Source organism: Bosea beijingensis (genome assembly GCF_030758975.1).
Taxonomy (GTDB): Bacteria; Pseudomonadota; Alphaproteobacteria; order Rhizobiales; family Beijerinckiaceae; genus Allobosea; species Allobosea beijingensis.
Genome location: NZ_CP132359.1, coordinates 4911995 through 4929982 on the forward strand (window position 1 = coordinate 4911995; position 17988 = coordinate 4929982).

Genomic DNA, 17988 nt, shown 5'->3' on the forward strand with positions numbered 1-17988 from the left:
AGTTCAGTCGCGCTGGGGCGCCAGTGCGACGAATTCGACGGGGTGGCCGCATTGGGTCGCGAATCTGGCGACGCTGGCTGCGATATCCTCGAGAGCGATGTTCCGCTCGGCGAAAACAAGACGGATTTCCTCGGCCGCGGCATTGACGTCGAGGATGGGTGTCTCGTCGATTTTGCTGCGTACCTTCATTTCGACGGCACGTTGCATGTCTTCCGACAGCTTGATCAACATGGTCGATCCTCCTGATTGACAAGCTAGCGTAAGAGAGCTGTCGATGCAACCTTGAATCCATAAAAAGAATAATATTTTCAATGCCTTAGCAAAATAACAAGTTGGAGGCATAGACTCTGGTAGCGGCATCGGGGGCGCTGCTTGCATCGCAGCCGTCAGCCCTGCTATCGTCATTTACTTATTTTGATGCGGTTGCACAAAAATGCCGGCGGACGAACGGGGCGAACGCCTCCAGATCATGCTCAGTCAGGAGGAGCTGCGCGCTCTGGAGGATTGGCGTTTCGCCAAGCGCATGCCGAGCCGGGCGGCAGCGGTGCGCGAGCTGTTGCGGCGCGGGCTGGCGGCCGAAGGATTCGACCTCGCCGGCGAGGGCATTCGTTCCAAGCAGTTCGGCATCGTCGACAAGGGCGGTGCGGATGCCTCGTCGGACGAGGATGCCTAGCCGAAGCGTGATTGTCGCATCCCCCAGGCATGGATTGCTTGGAACGGGTCGAGATTGCTAAAGCTCTCGTCATGGCGCTCAAGCTCCCGCAACTGACATCGCCCGCATCATGGCCGGCCTGATCGACCTCGCCAATCCGACGCGCTTCATGCGCTTTTCGGCCGTGGTGCTGCCGTGGCTCGCCGCCATCGCGACGCTATTGATCGTCGTCGGGCTCTATCTTGCCTGGTTCAAGGCGCCTGCCGATTACCAGCAGGGCGAGACCATCCGCATCATGTTCATCCATGTGCCCGCCGCCTGGCTCGCCATGATGTTCTATTCGATGATGGCGCTTTCCGCCCTCGGCACTCTGGTCTGGCGCCATCCCCTCGCCGATGTCGCGCAGAAGGCGGCGGCGCCGATCGGGGCCTGTTTCGCGCTGATCTGCCTGATCACCGGCTCGCTCTGGGGCAAGCCGATGTGGGGCACCTATTGGGTCTGGGACGCGCGGCTGACCTCCATGCTCGTGCTGCTGCTGATCTATCTCGGCCTGATCGCGCTCTGGCGGGTGCTCGACGACCCCTCGCGCGCGGCGCGGGCGGTCGCCATCCTGACGCTGGTCGGCTTCGTCAACGTGCCGATCATCAAGTTCTCGGTCGACTGGTGGAACACGCTGCACCAGCCGGCTTCGGTGTTGCGCATGGGCGGACCGACGATCCATCCCTCGATGCTTTGGCCGCTGCTGATCCTCGCGATCGGCTTCACGCTGATGGCGCTGTCCCTGCACATGATCGCGATGCGCGCCGAGATCATGCGCCGACGCGTGCGGACGCTGACCATCCTTGAAGCGGAGCGGCTCGACCGGCTGGCCGTCCAGGGCGTGCCGGCATGAGCGGGCTTCTCGACGCAATCGGGCCGCATGCCGGTTTCATCCTGGCTTCCTATGGTGCTGCGGCGCTCGTCCTCGCCGGGCTGACGCTCATGATCCTGCGCGACCACGCTGCCCAGAAGCGCGCGCTCGATGCGCTGGAGCGCCGCGGTGCAGGCCGTCGTTCGGGCCGGGAGGCGGCATGAGCCAGGTCGAAACCGTGCCGCGGCGGCGCTCGCCGCTCGTCTTCCTCGCGCCATTGGTCATTTTCGGCCTGCTCGCGATCGTGTTCGGTGTCGGGCTGTTCAGCGGCGACAAGAGCAAGGTTCCCTCCGCCCTGATCGGGCGCGCCGCTCCCACGATAGCTCTTGCCCCGCTGGAGGGGCTGCAGCGGGACGGCAAGCCCGTGCCGGCTTTCGGCAATGCCGATCTCGCTGGGGGGAAGGCGACGCTGGTCAATGTCTGGGCGAGCTGGTGCGCGCCCTGCCGTGTCGAGCATCCCGTGCTGATGGGCCTGGCCGAGACCGATGCCGTGAAGCAGGGCAAGGTCGCGCTGGTCGGGATGAACTACAAGGACGAGGCCGAGAATGCCCGCCGCTTCCTTGGCGCGCTCGGCAATCCGTTCTCGGCTGTTGGCGTCGACCGGGCTGGGCGCGGTGCGATCGAATGGGGCGTCTACGGCGTGCCCGAGACCTTCGTCATCGGGCCGGACGGCCATATCCTGGAAAAGCATGTCGGCCCGCTCGATCAGGCGGCGGCGAGCAAGCTGCTGCAGCGGGCGCTGAAGGCCCGCTGAGGATCAGGCTGCGCGCCTGGAGCTGACGAGGCTGTCGAACAGGCCGCGACCATCGGTGCCGCCGACCAGCGAATCGATCAGGTTCTCCGGGTGCGGCATCAGGCCGAGCACGTTGAAACCGGGCGAGTAAATGCCGGCGATGTTGTTGAGCGAGCCGTTCGGGTTCGCCGCCGGGGTGACGTTGCCCTCCGCATCCGCATAGCGAAAGGCGACGAGGCCTTCGCCTTCGAGGCGGGCGAGCGTTTCGGCATCGGCGATGTAGTTGCCCTCGCCATGGGCGATGCAGACATCGATCGCCTGGCCCTTGGCATAGGCGCTGGTATAGGGCGTGTCGTTGCGCTCGACTTTGAGGTGCTGGCGCTTGCAGACGAATTTCAGATGGGCGTTGCGCACGAGGATGCCGGGCAGGAGACCCGCCTCGCAGGCGATCTGGAAGCCGTTGCAGATGCCTAGCACATAGCCGCCGCGGGCGGCATGGGCGCGGGTGGCGTCCATGATATGGGCGCGGCCGGCGATGGCACCGGTGCGCAGATAGTCGCCATAGGAGAAGCCGCCCGGCAGCACGACGAGATCGGTTCCATCAGGCAATGCGGTGTCGCCGTGCCAGACATGATTGACCTCGGCGCCGGCCTGCTTCAGCGCCTTGGCGACGTCGCCGTCACGATTGGAGCCGGGGAAGGTGATGACGGCGGCTTTCATCGCTCAGGCTCCGATCTCGACGCGGTAGTTCTCGATCACGGTATTGGCGAGGAGCTTTTCGCAGGCGGCCTTGAGGGCGGCCTCGGCGGCGGCCTTGTCCGAGCCCGAAAGCTCGATATCGAAGACCTTGCCCTGGCGCACCGACTCGACGCCGGCGATGTCGAGCGACTTCAGCGCGCCCTCGATCGCCTTGCCCTGCGGATCGAGCACGCCGTTCTTCAGGGTGACGGTGACGCGGGCTTTCATGGGGATCTCCGGACGCGGATTGTTACGGGGTGCCTTAGAGCATGTTCCGCAAAAGTGGAAACCACTTTTGCGATCAGAACATGCTCAATCCTTCAGTTTTGCGCGAATTCTCTCCGTTCGGCTGATATCAGCCGAACGGAAAGCGCGCTGGTGAATCGGGGCGGGCTCAACCGTTTCCCGCCGTTTCACGTGAATCAGCGGCCGCGCCAGGCTGCCTCGGCATCGCGCCGGGCGGCCTCGGCGGTCTCGCTCACGGCGAGCGCGAGGACGAGACGGTCCGTCTCGCGGCCATAGAGGATCGCGGTGACGGCCTGGCGACCGGCGGTATCGAGCGAGCGAATCGTGACGAGCACGCCTTTGGCTTCGCTTGAATCGATGCGGACGACATCGGTTGCGCTGCGGGCTTCCGGTTTCGCGTCCGGCTTCTTCTTCAGTTTGCGCTGTGCCTTGCGGCGCTCGGCCGCCTTCGCCGCGGCCAGGCGGGCGAAAACCTGCCCGAGGCTCGCCGGGCTTTCCGACAGGGCCTTTTCCATGTCGCGGGCCTGCTCGCCTTCGAGGGCGATGACCGCGGCGAAGCCCTGGCGCGTGCAGGTATCGCGCGGGCAGAACACCATGGAGCGGGCTTCGAGCCCGTCATTCAGCACCCAGGAGCCGATCGGCATGGGCTGCCAGCCCTGCGAGGCCGGCAGGTCGGCAATGCCCGGCCCGAAATGATGCGAGCAGGCGCCGAGCAGGAGACTACTCGCAAGAAGCAGGGCCGCGAAATGAAAACGGGAGCGCATGCGCTCCCGTGTCAGTCGCGAAAATGGCGCCGCGATGGCCTTCACTGCACCAGACGCGGGCCGGTCGGGCCGGGGTTCTCGTTCTCGCCGAGAATGCCGAGGCGGCGGGCAACTTCCGAATAGGCCTCGATCAGGCCGCCCATGTCGCGGCGGAAGCGGTCCTTGTCCATCTTGTCCTTGGACTTGATGTCCCAGAGCCGGCAGGAATCCGGGCTGATTTCGTCGGCGACGACGATGCGCATCATCTCGCCTTCCCAGAGGCGGCCCGTCTCCATCTTGAAGTCGACGAGGCGGATGCCGGCGCCGAGGAAGAGGCCGGAGAGGAAGTCGTTGACGCGGATGGCCAGCGCCATGATGTCGTCGATCTCCTGCGGCGTCGCCCAGCCGAAGGCGGTGATGTGCTCTTCCGAGACCATCGGATCGCTGAGCGCGTCGTTCTTGTAGTAGAACTCGATGATCGAGCGCGGAAGCTGCGTGCCTTCCTCGAGGCCCAGCCGCGTCGCCAGCGAGCCGGCGGCGATGTTGCGCACGACGATCTCGAGCGGGATGATCTCGACCTCGCGGATGAGCTGCTCGCGCATGTTCAGCCGGCGGATGAAATGCGTGGGCACGCCGATATCGTTGAGATTCGAGAAGATGTGCTCGGAGATGCGGTTGTTGAGCACGCCCTTGCCGTCGATCACTTCATGCTTCTTGGCATTGAAGGCGGTGGCGTCATCCTTGAAATGCTGGATCAGCGTACCGGGCTCGGGTCCCTCATAGAGGACCTTCGCCTTGCCTTCGTAAATGCGACGGCGGCGATTCATGGGTATGTACCGTGGCTTGAGGAAATCCAAAGGTCGGCCCTTCTCTGGACGCGATGGGGTCGCGGCGGGATCTGGCCCCTGTTCTGTTCTTGTCCGGCGCCACCGGCCAGCCGGGCTCGTCCACGACGATTCCAGCGGCGGCAACGGAGCCGGTTGCATACGGGAGCGCCCAGGGGGCGCCCTCGCGCCTGCTATATGGAGTGTCTCGGCCGCAAACGCAACAAATCGGCATTTCGAGGCCTCCGCAGGCTTAAAGAGCGCTGAAGCGGGCACGATGTAGGCTGGTCCTCGTCCTGCCGGCAGCCTATATGATTGGGCATATATCGCTCCAGACAAGGACATGGACGCCGCATGACGACCTTCGAACAGCGCAAGGACGCCTACGAGAACAAGTTCGCCCATGACGAGGAGCTGCGCTTCAAGGCGACGGCCCGGCGCAACAAGCTGCTCGGGCTCTGGGCTGCCGAGAAGCTCGGCAAGAGCGGCGCAGATGCGGAAGCCTATGCCAAGTCGGTCGTCGTGGCCGATTTCGAGGAGGCCGGCGACGAGGACGTGGTGCGCAAGGTCAAGAACGACTTCGCGCTCGCCAGCGTCACTGTCGCGGATGCCGAGATCCGCACCGTGATGACCGAGCTCCTGATCAAGGCGGCCGACGACATCCAGGCCGGCCGCTGAGCCGACCTCGCCGGGCGCGTCCCGGCTGACGCAGGACGTCTCTGAAACGGGCGCATGGGCGCCCGTTTGCTTTTCCGGCCCGGCACTGGTCAACCTGCAGCGATTGCCGCAACGCCCGGAATGCGGCCCAAACCGGATGAACTCGACCATGGCCAAGCCCACCGTCCTCGCTTCCCTCGCCGATCGTTTCGCCAGGGGTGACAGCGTCGTCTCGGCCTGGTGCGGCCTGCCCGATCCGTCCGTCTCGGCGCTCCTGGCGCAGGAGGATTTCGACGCGATCACGCTCGACATGCAGCACGGGCCGATCACGCTGGCCGAGGTCATCCGCGCGATCCCGCTGATCAATGCCGCCGGCAAGCCGGTGATCGCGCGCATTCCGGTCGGCGAATTCCAGAACGTCTCGAAGCTGTTCGACAGCGGTGCCTCCGGCGTGATCGCGCCGATGATCAACACGATGGAGGATGCCCGCCGCTTCGCGGCCTATGCCAAGTATCCGCCGATGGGCGAGCGGAGCTGGGGCAGCTATGGCGGACTCGGGGCCTCTGGTCTCGATCAGAACAGCTATCTCAAGACCGCCAACAGCTTCTCGATGACCTTCGCGATGATCGAGACGCGCGAAGCGATGGCGATCGTCGACGATATCCTGGCGCTGGACGGGATCGACGCCCTGTTCGTCGGGCCGTCCGACCTGTCGATCGCGCTCTCCGGCGGGGCGAAGGTCGATGCCACCGCGCGCGAGGTCGACGAAGCGCTCAAGCATGTCGTGGCCCGCGCTTCGGCGGTGAACAAGCCCGTCGCGTTCTATTGCGCGACCGCCGAACGCGCCAAACAGGGCCTTGAAATGGGTGCGCGCATGGTCACGGTGATGAGCGATTCCGGCATGCTGAAAGCGGCGGCGCAGACGGCACTGAAGATCACGCGGGGCTGATCCTGGATCATGTCTCTTCGTTTCTTGTTCTGACGCGGAAACACGCGTCATCCCGGGCTTGACCCGGGATCCATGCCGGAGCGCTTACAGTGAGGGTTCTGGCATGGATCCCGGATCTTCGCTTCGCTGCGTCCGGGATGACCCGTGCTCTTTATTGAAAACGCTGCGCCTCAGGCATTGATACCTTCGCGGCGCTTCAGCAGGGCGTAATCGGCCCAGAGCAGTCGCGCCGCGACACCGCGCCAAGGGCGCCAGGCCTCCGCCATCGCCTGCAGCTCGGCCGGCTTCGGGCGCATGGTGAGGCCGAAGGCGTGGCGCGCAGCCTCCTGGATGGCGAGATCGCCGGCGGCGAAGCCGTCGCGATGGCCGAGGCAGAACAGCAGATAGACATCAGCGGTCCAGGGGCCGATGCCGGAGATCGCCGTCATCCGGGCGTGGACCTCCTCGGGAGAGGCATGGTCGAGCGCCTCGAAGGCAAAGCGCCGCTCGACCAATGCGCTAGCAAGCGCGAGCAGGGTGCGCTGCTTCGGACGCGACAGGCCGGACAGGCGCATGTCGTCATCTGTCGCGGCCAGGACGCGCTCAGGCGTCAGCGGCACGAAGACGCTGGCGAAGCGGTTCCAGACCGCGCGTGCGCTGGCAACCGACAATTGCTGGGAGACGATGATCGCGGCGAGGCCTGGAAAGCCGCCCTCGCGCAGCCTGAGCGGCGGCAGGCCGGTCCGCGCGACGATCGGCTGCCAGTCGGGATGGAGGGCGACCAGCGCGGCCATGCCTTCCTCGAGATCGGCGTTGGATGTGATTCTCTCGATCATGATCCCGCTATCGTTGGCAGAGGCGACGGCTCTCGTCAGCAGGGAGCGGCTTGGCGCCCGGGTGCGTAATCCCTAGACAGAAGAGATGGCGCCCGCTCCACCCGATTCCAGTCAGCAGGTTTTCCGCTTCGCGCCGAGTCCGAACGGGCGCCTCCATCTCGGCCATGCACTGTCGGCCCTGACCAACGAGGCGCTGGCGCAGCGTTTCGCCGGACGCCTGCTGCTGCGGATCGAGGATATCGACCTGATGCGATGCCGGCCGGAATTCGTCGGCGGGATCGAGACGGACCTGGATTGGCTCGGCATCCGGTTCGAGCCTGGTGTCCGCAAGCAATCCGCACATTTTGACGACTATGCCGCGGCGCTCGCAAGCTTGCGCCGGCATGGGCTGATCTATCCCTGCTTCTGCTCGCGACAGGAGATCCGCAATGCGGTCGCGGAGCGGCAGGCCGCGACCGGGCAACCCTGGCCGGTCGATCCCGATGGCGCGCCGCTCTATCCCGGCTCCTGCAAGGGACTCGATCCGGACGAGGCGGCGCGACGCAGCGCGACCGGGAAGCCGCATGTGCTGCGGCTCGACATGACCGCGGCGATCGCGGCGGCGGGACGATCACTGGCCTACACGGTCTTCGATGCGGAGGATGCCCGGCACGTTGTCCAGACCGCGCCGGAACGCTGGGGCGATGTGGTTCTCGCCCGCAAGGACGTGCCGACGAGCTATCATCTCGCCGTCACGGTCGACGATGCGCTGCAGGGCGTAACCCATGTCGTGCGCGGCCGTGACCTGGAGGCGGCGACGGATGTCCATGTGCTGCTGCAGCGCCTGCTCGGCCTGCCGACGCCGCTCTATCATTTCCATCGGTTGCTGCTCGACAATGACGGGCAAAAGCTCGCCAAGAGCCGCGATTCGCAAAGCTTGGCAGCTCTGCGTGCCGGGAGCGTTACCGCGGCCGAGATTCGCCGGCAGCTCGGCTTCGCCTGATCCCTTCAGCCGACGCCGAGGAAGGTCAGCCAGGCCGCGGTCGAGAAGAGCGAGAGCAGGGTCGAGAGCGTGATCGCGCTCGATGCGTCCGCCACGCCCTGCCGGTAGCGCTCGGCGAAGAGATAGGCGTTGATCCCGCAGGGGCAGGCCGCGAACAGCACGGCGACGCCCGACCAATGGGCCGGCATCTCGAAGACCCGCGTCGCCAGCCAATAGACCAGCAGGGGATGCAGGCCGAGCTTCAGCCCGCTCAGCACTGTCGGCAAGGCGAGGCCGGATTCGAGGCCGTAGCGCCGCATGGCGATGCCCAGGCTGATCAGCGCGCAGGGCACGGCGGCACCGGCGAGCAGGTCGACCAGCGTCCAGACAGGCGTGGGGATGAGGTGGATGACCGGCCGCACGGCCGAGCCGAGGATGATGCCGATGATGATCGGATGGGTGAAGAGGCGCTTGATCAGGAGCGGGATCGAGGCCGAGCGCCCTTCGGCCAGCAGCGTCGCCGCCGTCATCGTGACCGGCAGATGGACGGCAAGGAGCAGACCGAGCGGCACGGCGCCGGCATCACCATAGGCCTTCAGGATCATGGGCACGCCGACGAAGACGGTGTTCGACTGGGCGGCGGCAAAGCCCGAGACGACCAGTTCCGGCCCCTTTCGCGCAAAGAAGCGGGAGGCGATGACCATGGCCAGGGCCCAGACGACGGCGAGCCCGGCGAAATAGGCGATCCAGTAACCCCAGGGCTGGGTCACCGGGATATCGGCCTTGGCGAGCGTGCGGAACAGCAGACAAGGCACGGCGAGGACGAAGACGAAGTCGGAGAGGCCCTCTCCGGTGGTCTCGCGCAGGAGCTTGGTCCAGCGCGCGAGATAGCCGAGGCCGATCAGCCCGAAGACGGGCAGGACGACGAGGAGAGAAGCGACCATGGCTTCGGAGCTCGCGAGAGAGGAACGCCTGCTTCCGCGGTGTCCGCTTGCGCGCGCTCTGTCAAGCTTTGCAAGCGTGACGAGGGACCGGACGCTTTGCCGTCATGCGTTCAACGCAACTGCGCGAGCGTCCCGCCGGCCTTCTCGATCAGGCCGCGGATCTCGTCGCGCTGGCGCTTGAATTCGGCCAGGGTCGCGCCCTCGAGCTCACGCCCCCGGGGCACGCGGATCTTCATCGGATTGACGAAATTGCCGTTGACCTTGACCTCGTAATGCAGGTGCGGGCCGGTCGAGAGGCCGGTATTGCCGAGATAGCCGATGACCTGGCCCTGCCGCACCTTGGCGCCCGGCACGATGCCGGCCGCGAAATTCGACTGGTGCGAATAGGTGGTGGCATAGCCGTTGGCGTGCTGGATCACCGTGTGCTTGCCATAGCCGGACGACCAGCCGGCCTGCTGGATGGTTCCATTGCCGGCAGCCAGGATCGGCGTGCCGATCCGGTTCGACCAGTCGATGCCGGTATGCATCTTCGAATAGCGCATGATCGGATGGTAGCGCATGCCGAAGCCGGAGCGCAGCTCGCCGTCGGCGATCGGCTTGCGCAGCAGGAACTTCTTCAGCGACTTGCCCTCGTCGTCGAAGTACTCGATCAGCCCGTCATCAGGGGCCTGGTAGCGGAAGACGCGGCGGGTCTCGCCATTGACGGTCAGGCTCGCCGACAGAATCTCGGCCCGCTCGCTCTCGTCCTCCTCGGTGAAGATCACCTCCAGATTGTCGCCGCCATGGACGCGCTGCTGGAGATCGAGATCATAGGAGAAGATCCGCACGAGCTCATCGACCAGAGGGCGCGGCAGATCGTGGCGGGCGCCGGTCTCGTAGAGGCTCTCGTAGAGCCGGGCGCCGCCCGAGCTCTCGTCGTCCTCGCTATCCTCGGTATTGCGCCGCTGCGGCCTCTGCGGGCCGGCGGCATCCTGGCGGGGCAGGTCGACCGGCACGAAAGCGCCCTTGTCGCTCATCGCGATCGAGGCATCGGGCTGGCCGTTGCTGAGCAGCGAGACGCGCATGATCTGCCGGGGGTCGCCCGGGCGCGGGCCCGGCGCATAGAGCACCTGCAGCACCTGGCCGTCGGGCAGGGCCGAGGTTCGGACCTTGCTGCCGAAGGCCGCGATCATCGTGCGGACCAATTCGGGCGCGGCGCCGGCGCCGCGCATGACCTGCTCGAAATTCTCGCCGCGCTTGGCCATCACCAGCTTGTCCTCGACGAGAGGCTCGCGCGAGGCGGGGATCGGCGTCTTAGGCGCGTTGGTGACGTTCTCCGGCACGACGCGGACCTCGATGCCGGAAAAGCGGGTATCGGTCGCCGGCGCGTAGGCGAGAATATCGGTGCCGGGCGTCGCCGTGCCGGTGAGCGTGCGGCTCAGCATCAGTTGCGGCGGGATCGGCAAGCTGCGCTGGCGGCCGGAATTGGCCATGTTGGCGCGCTCTTCCTCGACCTGCGAGATCACCTCGGCATCGCTGAGCTGCGGCTTGCCGGAGGGCAGGGTCAGGTCGCCGAGATCGCGCTTGACGATGGTGACGTCGGCATCCGGCATGTCCTGGGCCGGCTCGGCATAGCGTTCCTCGGGCTGGCCTCCCTCGGCGAACAGGCGCAGCGGATTGAAGGGCGGGATATTGCTGGCATAGACGCCGGTGGTGAGCGACAGGTTGGAAGCCAGGCGGACGAAGGGGCGGACGCGAATGACCTCGCGGTTGCCGGTGCGCTGTGACATCGGCGCGCGCAAGGTGTGGCGCGCCGACATGACCGGTTGGTCCGCGACGAGCTTGTCGGCCTTGCGTGCGCCGCCGCCTTCGCCGGCGGCCGAGGAGGCGCGGATCGCGACCGTCTCCGGCTGTTCGGGATAGCTGGTGTCGCCGCGCATCGCTACCAGGATGGCCGCGCCGAGCAGAGCCGCACCGCAGGAACCGACGAGCGCGCAGGCGAAGAGCCAGCGCAGCGAGACGCCACGACGATCCAAAGGCTGCTGGCGGGAATCGCCGGGCTGGATCGGCGGCTCGATCCCGAGATCGACCAGCAGGGCCGCCGCCTCGGGGGCGAGCGGCTCGGCCGGCTGTGCGAACTCGGGATGGGCGTTCATCGTGTGGCGGCTGCTTCTTGCGGGCTGTCTCGAAATCTCGATGGCAACCCTCGCTGCCGCGAAGGCGCCTTGAGCGCGCCCTGACGAAAGCGCGCCAGGACCATGCCCGTGCCGGGAGCCGGAATCAATCCGTTCAGCCGTGGACGACCTCCTGTGCTGGGAGATTGCGGCTGTTTTGGGATAGAGCGGATATCGCCCGCCTGCCTTCGACGCGCTCGCGCGCAAGAGCGCGCTTGCATGTACTATATACCGGGCCGGACAACTCCGCCCGTTCGTCGTTCGAAAGCTGTGTCGGGAAGGCCGACCATTCGAAACGCCGGACCTCGGTCGATCTTCGCGGGAAAAAACTTCGCACCGCAGCAGAGCCAGACAAGGGTCGAGGCCGGGATTGGATAGCCGGCCCCGACTTGGAACCACGCCAAAGCGTGCAAACAAGGGCCTTCCAGGCCTGTTTCAGCGGGCTTCGGAACAAGAAATGCGATCCGTCAAAAAAACTTCATCAGGCGTGTTGACTTCCAATCCGGGCCTGGCCTATAAACCGGCCATCGAGACGGCGCCGCCGCTGAGCGGAGTTCGAGCATCTTGGGATCGACCATGATCAGGCGGCACTCCTCCGGCTTGAGCCGGTAGAGGATCGACAGGATCATGGTGTTGATCGCGACGGACTTACCCGAGCCGGTGGTGCCGGCGACGAGCAGGTGAGGCATGCGCGCCAAGTCCGCGATCACCGGCTCGCCGCCGATGGTCTTGCCGAGGCAGAGCGCGAGCTTGTGCTTGGTCGCCTCGAAATCCTGGCTGGCCAGAAGCTCGCGCAGGAAGACGGTCTCGCGGCGGGTGTTGGGCAGTTCGATGCCGATCGCGTTCTTGCCCTGAACCACCGCAACACGAGCCGACACAGCGCTCATCGAACGCGCAATGTCGTCCGCCAAAGAGATAACGCGGGAGCTCTTGATGCCGGGGGCAGGCTCGAGTTCGTACAAGGTGACGACCGGGCCGGGGCAGGCCTGGACGATCTCGCCACGGATGTTGAAGTCTTCGAGAACGCCTTCGAGCAGGCCGGCGTTCTGCTGAAGCACCTCGACCGGCAGCCTCTCATCCTGTGTTGGCGGCGGTTCGGCCAAAAACTCGATCGGCGGCAACTGGAAGCCGGCATCCTGCACGACGGGCAGTTCGACGAGGCGAAGTTTTGCCCGGAACGGGGTGACCTTGGCCGATTCGACCGCCACCGGCTCGGGACGAACGGGTTCAGGCTGAACCGGTGCGGGCTGGGCCGGCTGAGGCTGAACGGGCTTGGACTCGACCACAGGCCGCGTGCTGCGCGCCAGCGGCACGCCGGGCTTTGCCGCAGCGACAGGTTCGGCCGCAGTTGGGGCGTCATCCTCGGTCACAGAGGTCTCAGTGGCAGGCACCTGCCAGGACGGTGTCGCAATCTGGAAGCTCACCTGATAGCCCTGCCCCCAGCCGAAGCCAGACCAGGCGGGCGCTAGAACCGGAGCTGTCATCGCGAGCAGCGCGGGTTCAGGCGTTGTGACCGGAGGCTGCCCAAAGGCAGCCGTCGGAGCATGGGTCATCGCTTCCGCCGTCATCGACGGCGCAACGGGATCGAACGCGAAATCGGCGTCGTCGCGCTCGGCCTCGGGCACGCATTCCCAGAAGGCGTGGTCCGAGATGAAATCGAGCGGTGTCGCGACATCCTGTTCAGGGTGAGCAGCGATCTCCACAGGCGTCTCGAACGCCATCTCGACGGGCTGCATCTCATCGACGAAGGCGTTCTCGCCGGCGTCGAAAGTCAATTCGACATCGACCGGTTCATCCATCAGGGTTTCAGGCACCGGCTCGGTGCCCGGCGCGCCCCAGACCTGCCGGATCAGGTGATCCGGCGTGCGCCAGAAGCGGACGCGGCTCTCGCCCTGCACAGGAGCGTTCGGGGACAGGCTGATGTCGAAACGCTGCCCGAGGACCGGCGAAGCGGAGAGTTCCCGCTCGGCCTGTGCCAGTTTGCGCTGGGCGTCGGCGGAGCGCGACGGGCGGACATAGGTCGGCCAGAGACTGGACGATGCCGGATCGCTGTGAAGCGGCTCTGCGGCAGAGGTTTCCGGGGTTGCGGAGAGTGCGGTCTGCTGTGGTTGAACGAGGCGATTATCCTCGGAAACGACGGCGTTCGCGCGGCGAAGACGATCCAGTTTTTGCATGGGCTTAGGCGAACACTACGCTTCGTTAACCTGAAACCCAGTCCTAGCCCGGCAGGGTTAAGAGACCGTTCCGCCGGTCCGCTTTCCGGTGTCCGAAGCTGGCGCGCTCAGGCTTGCGACAAGCATCAACGCGTCTGCTTTTCCGCAGTCGGCGCGGCAGCATCGTCGTCCTGGAGCACGCGCCAGGCGGCGCCTTCGAGATCGGCGAACTGACCTGATCGCATGCACCAGAAGAAGGCACCCAGGCCCAAAAGGCCGAGCCCCAGCGCAAGGGGAAACAGGATGACGATGATGTTCATGCCTCTGCCTCCGAAGACCTCGCGCGGCGTGCGCGCAGGGCGTTGAGCGTCACCACCAGCGACGAGCCCGACATGGCGATGGCAGCGACCAGCGGCGTCGCCAGCCCCACAATCGCGATCGGTACCGCGACCGCGTTGTAGAGCACGGCAAACCAGAGGTTCTGCAGCATCAGCCCGCGCGCCTTCCGGGCGATGCCGAGCGCGGACGCAACCGGCGCGAGGCTGTCGCCGAGGAAGACGATATCCGCCGCGGCCTGCGCCAGATGTGTGGCGCTGACCGGGGAAATCGAGACATGCGCGCCAGCGAGCGCCGGCGCATCGTTCAGCCCGTCTCCGACCATCAGCACCTTGCGGCCATTCGCCGCCATGCTGTCGAGCCGATCGAGCTTATCGGCCGGCAGCAGGCCGGCCTGGATATGTGCGATGTCGAGCGCGGCCGCGATCGGCGCGACCGCTTCCAGCCGATCGCCGGAGAGGATCGCGACCTCCAGGCCTGCCGCGCGCAGGGCGTCGATCGTCGCGCGCGCATCCGGACGCAGGCTCTGACCGAGTGCCAGTACGGTGCGATATGAGCCATGCCGATAGGCGATGAAGGAGGCGCCCGGGTGCCGCGCCTTGACCGCGAGGGCCTCAGCTTCGGCATCGCAGAAGGCGAGGCTGCCGAGCCGCTGCTCGTCAGCCTCCTCCCCCGCCGACAGGCCGTGTCCACGCTCCTCGCGAACATCCGTTCGCGGAGAGGTGTTACCGAGCGCGCGGGCCAGAGCCTGCGCCAGCGGGTGGCTGCTGGCTGCGGCGAGCGCACCGATCTCGGCCCGGCGCTCAGGTGCTAATGCCTCAGGGTTCAGGATATCGGGCTCGGGCAGGGTGAGCGTGCCCGTCTTGTCGAAGACGGCGATATCGGCCTCGGCGAGGCGCTCCAGCGCATCACCCTCCTTGAGCATGATCCTGCATTTGAACAGGGCGGAGGCCGCCACGACCTGCACGGCGGGGATCGCGAGGCCGAGCGCACAGGGACAAGTGATGATCAGCACGGTCACGGCGATCATCAAGGCTTCGGGCCAAGGCAGTCCCCAGGCGAGCCAGCCGAGAAAGGTCGCTGCCGACAGGGTATGGACGACCGGCGCATAAAGCCGTGCCGCCCGATCCGAGAGGCGGACATAGCGCGAGCGGCTGCCAACGGCCTGATTCATGAGCCGGTCGATCTCGTCGAGCAGCGTGCCTTGCCCGGCCGCCTCGACGCGGATGGTCAGGGCGCCCGTGAGATTCAGCGTGCCGGCATGGACCCGTTCGCCCTGACCGATCGCGGCGGGGGCGGTCTCGCCGGTGACGAGGCTCTGGTCGAGCTCGGAGCGGCCGGTCTCGACGATGCCGTCGACCGAGACGCGCTCGCCCGGACGCACGAGAACGCAGTCACCCGGCTGGACCGCCGCGATTGGCGTGATCGTCCAGTTGCCGTCGTCAGTGAGCCTGGTCGCGGTCTCGGCCTTGAGCGCAGCAAGATTGCCGGCAAGGTCGCGGGTGCGGCGGCGCATGAGCTGGTCGAGATAGCGCCCGATCAGCAGGAAGAAGAGCAGCATCACCACGCCGTCGAAATAGGCATGGCGGCCATGGGTCCAGGTCTCCGCGACGGACATGACCAGCGCCAGCACGACGCCGATGGTGATCGGTACGTCCATGTTGACGGCGCCGGCCTTGAGGGCACGCAACGCGCTATCGAAGAAGGGGCGGCCCGCATAGGCGGCCGTCGGCAGGGCGATCAGCGCCGAGAGCCAGTGGAAGAAATCGCGCGTCGTCGGGTCGATATCGCCGCTATTGCCGGACCAGACGGCGACCGAGAGCAGCATGATGTTCATCGAGGCGAAGCCGGCGACGCCGAGCCGGCGCATCAGGCTGCGTTCCTCGGCGACAGCACCGTCCTCCTGCCGCTCGGCGACGAAAGGATAGGCCTTGAAGCCGAGCGCGCCGAGCTTGTCGACGACGGCCTCCGGTCTGAGCAGCGCTTCGCGCCATTCGACCGAGACGCGCTTCAGTGCGAGATTGACGCGGGCGCCGAGGATGGCGGGCTCGCGGCCGAGCCCGCTCTCGATCGCCTGCATGCAGCCGGCGCAGCGGATGCCGTCGACCGCCAGTTCCATGCTGGCGATGCCGCCATCGCGATGGCGCACGAAGACGGAGAGGTCCTGCGCTGCCATTCTATTTCTCCGGCAGGGTGATGCGGCTGCGCGAGGCGAAGACGATTTCTTCGCCTCGTCGCACCTGCAGCTCCAGTATCCAGGAACCGGTCTCGACGCGGTCGAGACCGGCCTCGTAGCGGCCGGGTTGGCGCTCGTTCAGCGTGACGGCGTGATCGCGCGCCGAGGTCGCGGGGTGGCGCAGTCGCGCCGTCGCGGTGTATCCGGAGAGCGGCTGACCGAGGCGGTCCGCCAGGGTCACGCCGAGCGCGGCGCCCTCGCCCTGGCGGGCGAGCGTGGCCACAGCCTTCCAGCCGCGCGCGTCGCGCTCTTGCTGGCGGGCGATCTCCTCGTTGAAGTGCTGGCTGGTCTCGTAAGCGCTCTTGGTCTCGACGCCCGGCATGGTGCGCAGCGCGACCGTCAGGATCGTCGCATTGACCGATACGATGACGCCGAAGAACAGCACCAGCATCGCCGCGACCATGCCGCCGGTCAGCTTGAAGGGGCGGCGCGGGCGCGGGGCGGCAGGGGCGTCGCAGGGCATCAGGAAAACTCCGCAGCAGCTCATGGTTTGGCTCCGGGCGCCATGAAATGGTCGGCCGCGCGCACGGTCTCCCCGGCGAAAAGGTCCGAGGCGGTGATGGTGATGGACTGCGACGCCTCGAGCGGCACGCCGGCCGGCACGGTGATGAGCACGCGCACTTCGCGCGAGGAATCGGGATCGACGGTCACGACCGGCCTGACATCGGCCGTAGGTGCAACACCGACCACCTCGATGCGGATACCGGGCAGGCCATCGACAGTCAGCGCGAAGGGGCGGATTTCCGGGCGCTTGTTGAGCAGGCGGACCGCATAGGCGTTGCGGATCGAGCCGTCGCTCAACGTCACGAAGAGCGGGGCACGCTCGTGCAGCACGGAGATACCGGCGGTGCGGCGCGTCGCGAGCTGCCAGAGCATGGCCCCGCCCACCACGACGATCAGCGCCGCATAGATCGCCGTTCGCGCCCGAAACGGGCGGTAGATGGCGGGTTGGCCGGCCATGCGGCGCTTGACGTTGGTTTCGGTGTCATAGGCGATCAGCCGCTTGGGGCGGTCGACCTTGGCCATGACGGTGTCGCAGGCATCGATGCAGAGCCCGCACTGGATGCAGTCGAGCTGGGCGCCGTCGCGAATGTCGATGCCGACCGGGCAGACCGCGACGCATTGATGGCAGTCGATGCAATCGCCGGCCGGCGCGCCCTGCGCCTTCAGCTTCAAGCCCTGCTTGACCGAGACGCGCGGCTCGCCGCGATCATAGCGATAGGTGACGTTGAGCGCCTCATCGTCGGTCAGCGCCGCCTGGATGCGTGGCCAGGGGCACATGAACTTGCAGACCTGCTCGCGCATGATGCCGGCGAGCGTATAGGTCGTGAAGGTCAGGATCGCGATCCAGACATAGGCCGAGAGCGGCGCGGCGAAGGTCGCGAGCTCCCGCACCAGCGTCGGCGCATCGGAGAAATAGAGAACCCAGGCACCACCGGTCCACCAGGCGATGACGATCCAGACCGCGTGCTTGGTCACCTTGCGCCAGAGCTTGCCGAAGCTCCAGGGCGCGTCATCCAGGCGCATGCGCTCGCGCCGGTCGCCCTCGAAGACGCGTTCGACGGCGAGGAACAGATCGGTCCAGACCGTCTGCGGGCAGAGATAGCCGCACCAGACCCGGCCCGCGAGCGCGTTCATCAGGAAGAGCGCGAAGGAGGCCAGAATCAGCAGGCCGGTGAAATAGTAGACCTCCTGCGGCCAGATCTCGATGAAGAAGAAGTAGAAGCGGCCATTGGCGATATCGGCCAGCACCGCCTGATCGGGCAGATACGGGCCGCGGTCCCAGCGGAGGAACGGCAGCAGGTAGTAGATGCCGAGGCACAGGAACAGGATCGCCCATTTCGCGCGCCGGTACGGGCCGGACACGCTCTGCGGATAGACCTTCGCCGACGCCGCGAAGAGCGGGGTGTCGTCAGGGTCGGCCCCGGCCGTGCTCAC

19 protein-coding genes and 1 pseudogene are annotated in these 17988 nt (G+C 66.4%); 7 read left to right on the forward strand and 13 right to left on the reverse strand.

Annotation, left to right across the window (positions count from 1 at the left end; genetic code table 11):
* Window positions 1-3 precede the first annotated feature (3 nt).
* Window positions 4-231, reverse strand: a complete 228-nt coding sequence (locus tag Q9235_RS23490; RefSeq protein ID WP_306224217.1) for a hypothetical protein — start codon at window positions 229-231, stop codon at window positions 4-6.
* Window positions 232-433: 202 nt separating this feature from the next.
* On the opposite strand from Q9235_RS23490, the gene Q9235_RS23495 reads away from it, so the two are divergent.
* The 4 genes from Q9235_RS23495 (at window position 434) to Q9235_RS23510 (ending at window position 2316) form a co-directional block, all read left to right on the forward strand.
* Window positions 434-673, forward strand: a complete 240-nt coding sequence (locus Q9235_RS23495) for a hypothetical protein (protein ID WP_306224219.1) — start codon at window positions 434-436, stop codon at window positions 671-673.
* Window positions 674-782: 109 nt separating this feature from the next.
* A complete protein-coding gene (locus Q9235_RS23500; protein ID WP_306224221.1) occupies window positions 783-1544 on the forward strand; it encodes a heme ABC transporter permease in 762 nt (253 codons plus the stop codon).
* Window positions 1541-1726, forward strand: coding sequence for a heme exporter protein CcmD (gene ccmD / locus Q9235_RS23505; RefSeq protein WP_306224223.1), 186 nt, complete (start codon window positions 1541-1543; stop codon window positions 1724-1726). The genes Q9235_RS23500 and ccmD overlap by 4 nt, the downstream gene beginning before the upstream one ends.
* The gene (locus Q9235_RS23510) at window positions 1723-2316 is read left to right on the forward strand and encodes a DsbE family thiol:disulfide interchange protein (protein WP_306224224.1); all 594 of its coding nucleotides are present in this window, start codon (window positions 1723-1725) and stop codon (window positions 2314-2316) included. The genes ccmD and Q9235_RS23510 overlap by 4 nt, the downstream gene beginning before the upstream one ends.
* 3 nt (window positions 2317-2319) lie before the next feature.
* Here the strand turns inward: Q9235_RS23510 and purQ are convergent, their stop codons facing one another.
* From purQ to purC, 4 genes are all read right to left on the reverse strand, one after another.
* A complete protein-coding gene (gene purQ, locus Q9235_RS23515) occupies window positions 2320-3015 on the reverse strand; it encodes a phosphoribosylformylglycinamidine synthase subunit PurQ (protein ID WP_306224225.1) in 696 nt (231 codons plus the stop codon).
* 3 nt (window positions 3016-3018) lie between these two features.
* Window positions 3019-3261 (reverse strand): phosphoribosylformylglycinamidine synthase subunit PurS, encoded by a 243-nt coding sequence (purS, locus tag Q9235_RS23520; protein WP_061966532.1) that lies wholly within the window; start codon window positions 3259-3261, stop codon window positions 3019-3021.
* A gap of 194 nt (window positions 3262-3455) precedes the next feature.
* Window positions 3456-4043, reverse strand: a complete 588-nt coding sequence (locus tag Q9235_RS23525) for a hypothetical protein (RefSeq protein WP_306224226.1) — start codon at window positions 4041-4043, stop codon at window positions 3456-3458.
* A 41-nt stretch (window positions 4044-4084) separates the two neighbouring features.
* On the reverse strand, window positions 4085-4879 hold the full coding sequence (gene purC, locus Q9235_RS23530) for a phosphoribosylaminoimidazolesuccinocarboxamide synthase (RefSeq protein WP_306224227.1): 795 nt from the start codon (window positions 4877-4879) through the stop codon (window positions 4085-4087).
* A gap of 321 nt (window positions 4880-5200) precedes the next feature.
* On the opposite strand from purC, the gene Q9235_RS23535 reads away from it, so the two are divergent.
* Window positions 5201-5524 (forward strand): DUF1476 domain-containing protein, encoded by a 324-nt coding sequence (locus Q9235_RS23535; protein ID WP_306224228.1) that lies wholly within the window; start codon window positions 5201-5203, stop codon window positions 5522-5524.
* Window positions 5525-5672: 148 nt separating this feature from the next.
* The gene (locus Q9235_RS23540) at window positions 5673-6452 is read left to right on the forward strand and encodes an HpcH/HpaI aldolase family protein (protein ID WP_306224229.1); all 780 of its coding nucleotides are present in this window, start codon (window positions 5673-5675) and stop codon (window positions 6450-6452) included.
* 170 nt (window positions 6453-6622) lie between these two features.
* Here Q9235_RS23540 and Q9235_RS23545 read toward each other — a convergent pair whose 3' ends face one another.
* Window positions 6623-7267: a DNA-3-methyladenine glycosylase family protein gene (locus tag Q9235_RS23545; protein ID WP_306224230.1), complete on the reverse strand. Its 645-nt coding sequence runs from the start codon at window positions 7265-7267 to the stop codon at window positions 6623-6625.
* Between the two features lie 85 nt (window positions 7268-7352).
* On the opposite strand from Q9235_RS23545, the gene gluQRS reads away from it, so the two are divergent.
* Complete coding sequence (gene gluQRS, locus Q9235_RS23550) at window positions 7353-8249, forward strand: tRNA glutamyl-Q(34) synthetase GluQRS (RefSeq protein WP_306224231.1); 897 nt, start codon at window positions 7353-7355, stop codon at window positions 8247-8249.
* Window positions 8250-8254: 5 nt separating this feature from the next.
* Here the strand turns inward: gluQRS and Q9235_RS23555 are convergent, their stop codons facing one another.
* From Q9235_RS23555 to ccoG, 7 genes and pseudogenes are all read right to left on the reverse strand, one after another.
* Entirely contained in the window at window positions 8255-9172 is a 918-nt protein-coding gene (locus Q9235_RS23555) for an AEC family transporter (RefSeq protein WP_306224232.1), read from the reverse strand.
* A gap of 110 nt (window positions 9173-9282) precedes the next feature.
* A complete protein-coding gene (locus Q9235_RS23560) occupies window positions 9283-11307 on the reverse strand; it encodes a M23 family metallopeptidase (RefSeq protein WP_306224233.1) in 2025 nt (674 codons plus the stop codon).
* A 569-nt stretch (window positions 11308-11876) separates the two neighbouring features.
* Window positions 11877-12710, reverse strand: a pseudogene (locus Q9235_RS23565) (DNA translocase FtsK); the annotation flags it as partial.
* Between the two features lie 914 nt (window positions 12711-13624).
* Window positions 13625-13798 (reverse strand): cbb3-type cytochrome oxidase assembly protein CcoS, encoded by a 174-nt coding sequence (gene ccoS / locus Q9235_RS23570; RefSeq protein WP_306224234.1) that lies wholly within the window; start codon window positions 13796-13798, stop codon window positions 13625-13627.
* Window positions 13795-15990, reverse strand: a complete 2196-nt coding sequence (locus tag Q9235_RS23575) for a heavy metal translocating P-type ATPase (RefSeq protein ID WP_306224235.1) — start codon at window positions 15988-15990, stop codon at window positions 13795-13797. The genes ccoS and Q9235_RS23575 overlap by 4 nt, the downstream gene beginning before the upstream one ends.
* 1 nt (window position 15991) lies before the next feature.
* The gene (locus tag Q9235_RS23580; protein ID WP_306224236.1) at window positions 15992-16513 is read right to left on the reverse strand and encodes a FixH family protein; all 522 of its coding nucleotides are present in this window, start codon (window positions 16511-16513) and stop codon (window positions 15992-15994) included.
* Window positions 16514-16533: 20 nt separating this feature from the next.
* The gene (ccoG, locus tag Q9235_RS23585; RefSeq protein ID WP_306224237.1) at window positions 16534-17988 is read right to left on the reverse strand and encodes a cytochrome c oxidase accessory protein CcoG; all 1455 of its coding nucleotides are present in this window, start codon (window positions 17986-17988) and stop codon (window positions 16534-16536) included.

Excerpts from the sequence above, each read along its gene's own strand:
- Q9235_RS23490 (WP_306224217.1), bottom strand. The coding sequence starts at position 231 with ATGTTGATCAAGCTGTCGGAAGACATGCAACGTGCCGTCGAAATGAAG.
- Q9235_RS23495 (WP_306224219.1), top strand. The coding sequence starts at position 434 with ATGCCGGCGGACGAACGGGGCGAACGCCTCCAGATCATGCTCAGTCAG.
- Q9235_RS23500 (WP_306224221.1), top strand. The coding sequence starts at position 783 with ATGGCCGGCCTGATCGACCTCGCCAATCCGACGCGCTTCATGCGCTTT.
- ccmD (WP_306224223.1), top strand. The coding sequence starts at position 1,541 with ATGAGCGGGCTTCTCGACGCAATCGGGCCGCATGCCGGTTTCATCCTG.
- Q9235_RS23510 (WP_306224224.1), top strand. The coding sequence starts at position 1,723 with ATGAGCCAGGTCGAAACCGTGCCGCGGCGGCGCTCGCCGCTCGTCTTC.
- purQ (WP_306224225.1), bottom strand. The coding sequence starts at position 3,015 with ATGAAAGCCGCCGTCATCACCTTCCCCGGCTCCAATCGTGACGGCGAC.
- purS (WP_061966532.1), bottom strand. The coding sequence starts at position 3,261 with ATGAAAGCCCGCGTCACCGTCACCCTGAAGAACGGCGTGCTCGATCCG.
- Q9235_RS23525 (WP_306224226.1), bottom strand. The coding sequence starts at position 4,043 with ATGCGCTCCCGTTTTCATTTCGCGGCCCTGCTTCTTGCGAGTAGTCTC.
- Q9235_RS23535 (WP_306224228.1), top strand. The coding sequence starts at position 5,201 with ATGACGACCTTCGAACAGCGCAAGGACGCCTACGAGAACAAGTTCGCC.
- Q9235_RS23540 (WP_306224229.1), top strand. The coding sequence starts at position 5,673 with ATGGCCAAGCCCACCGTCCTCGCTTCCCTCGCCGATCGTTTCGCCAGG.
- Q9235_RS23545 (WP_306224230.1), bottom strand. The coding sequence starts at position 7,267 with ATGATCGAGAGAATCACATCCAACGCCGATCTCGAGGAAGGCATGGCC.
- gluQRS (WP_306224231.1), top strand. The coding sequence starts at position 7,353 with ATGGCGCCCGCTCCACCCGATTCCAGTCAGCAGGTTTTCCGCTTCGCG.
- Q9235_RS23555 (WP_306224232.1), bottom strand. The coding sequence starts at position 9,172 with ATGGTCGCTTCTCTCCTCGTCGTCCTGCCCGTCTTCGGGCTGATCGGC.
- Q9235_RS23560 (WP_306224233.1), bottom strand. The coding sequence starts at position 11,307 with ATGAACGCCCATCCCGAGTTCGCACAGCCGGCCGAGCCGCTCGCCCCC.
- ccoS (WP_306224234.1), bottom strand. The coding sequence starts at position 13,798 with ATGAACATCATCGTCATCCTGTTTCCCCTTGCGCTGGGGCTCGGCCTT.
- Q9235_RS23575 (WP_306224235.1), bottom strand. The coding sequence starts at position 15,990 with ATGGCAGCGCAGGACCTCTCCGTCTTCGTGCGCCATCGCGATGGCGGC.
- Q9235_RS23580 (WP_306224236.1), bottom strand. The coding sequence starts at position 16,513 with ATGCCCTGCGACGCCCCTGCCGCCCCGCGCCCGCGCCGCCCCTTCAAG.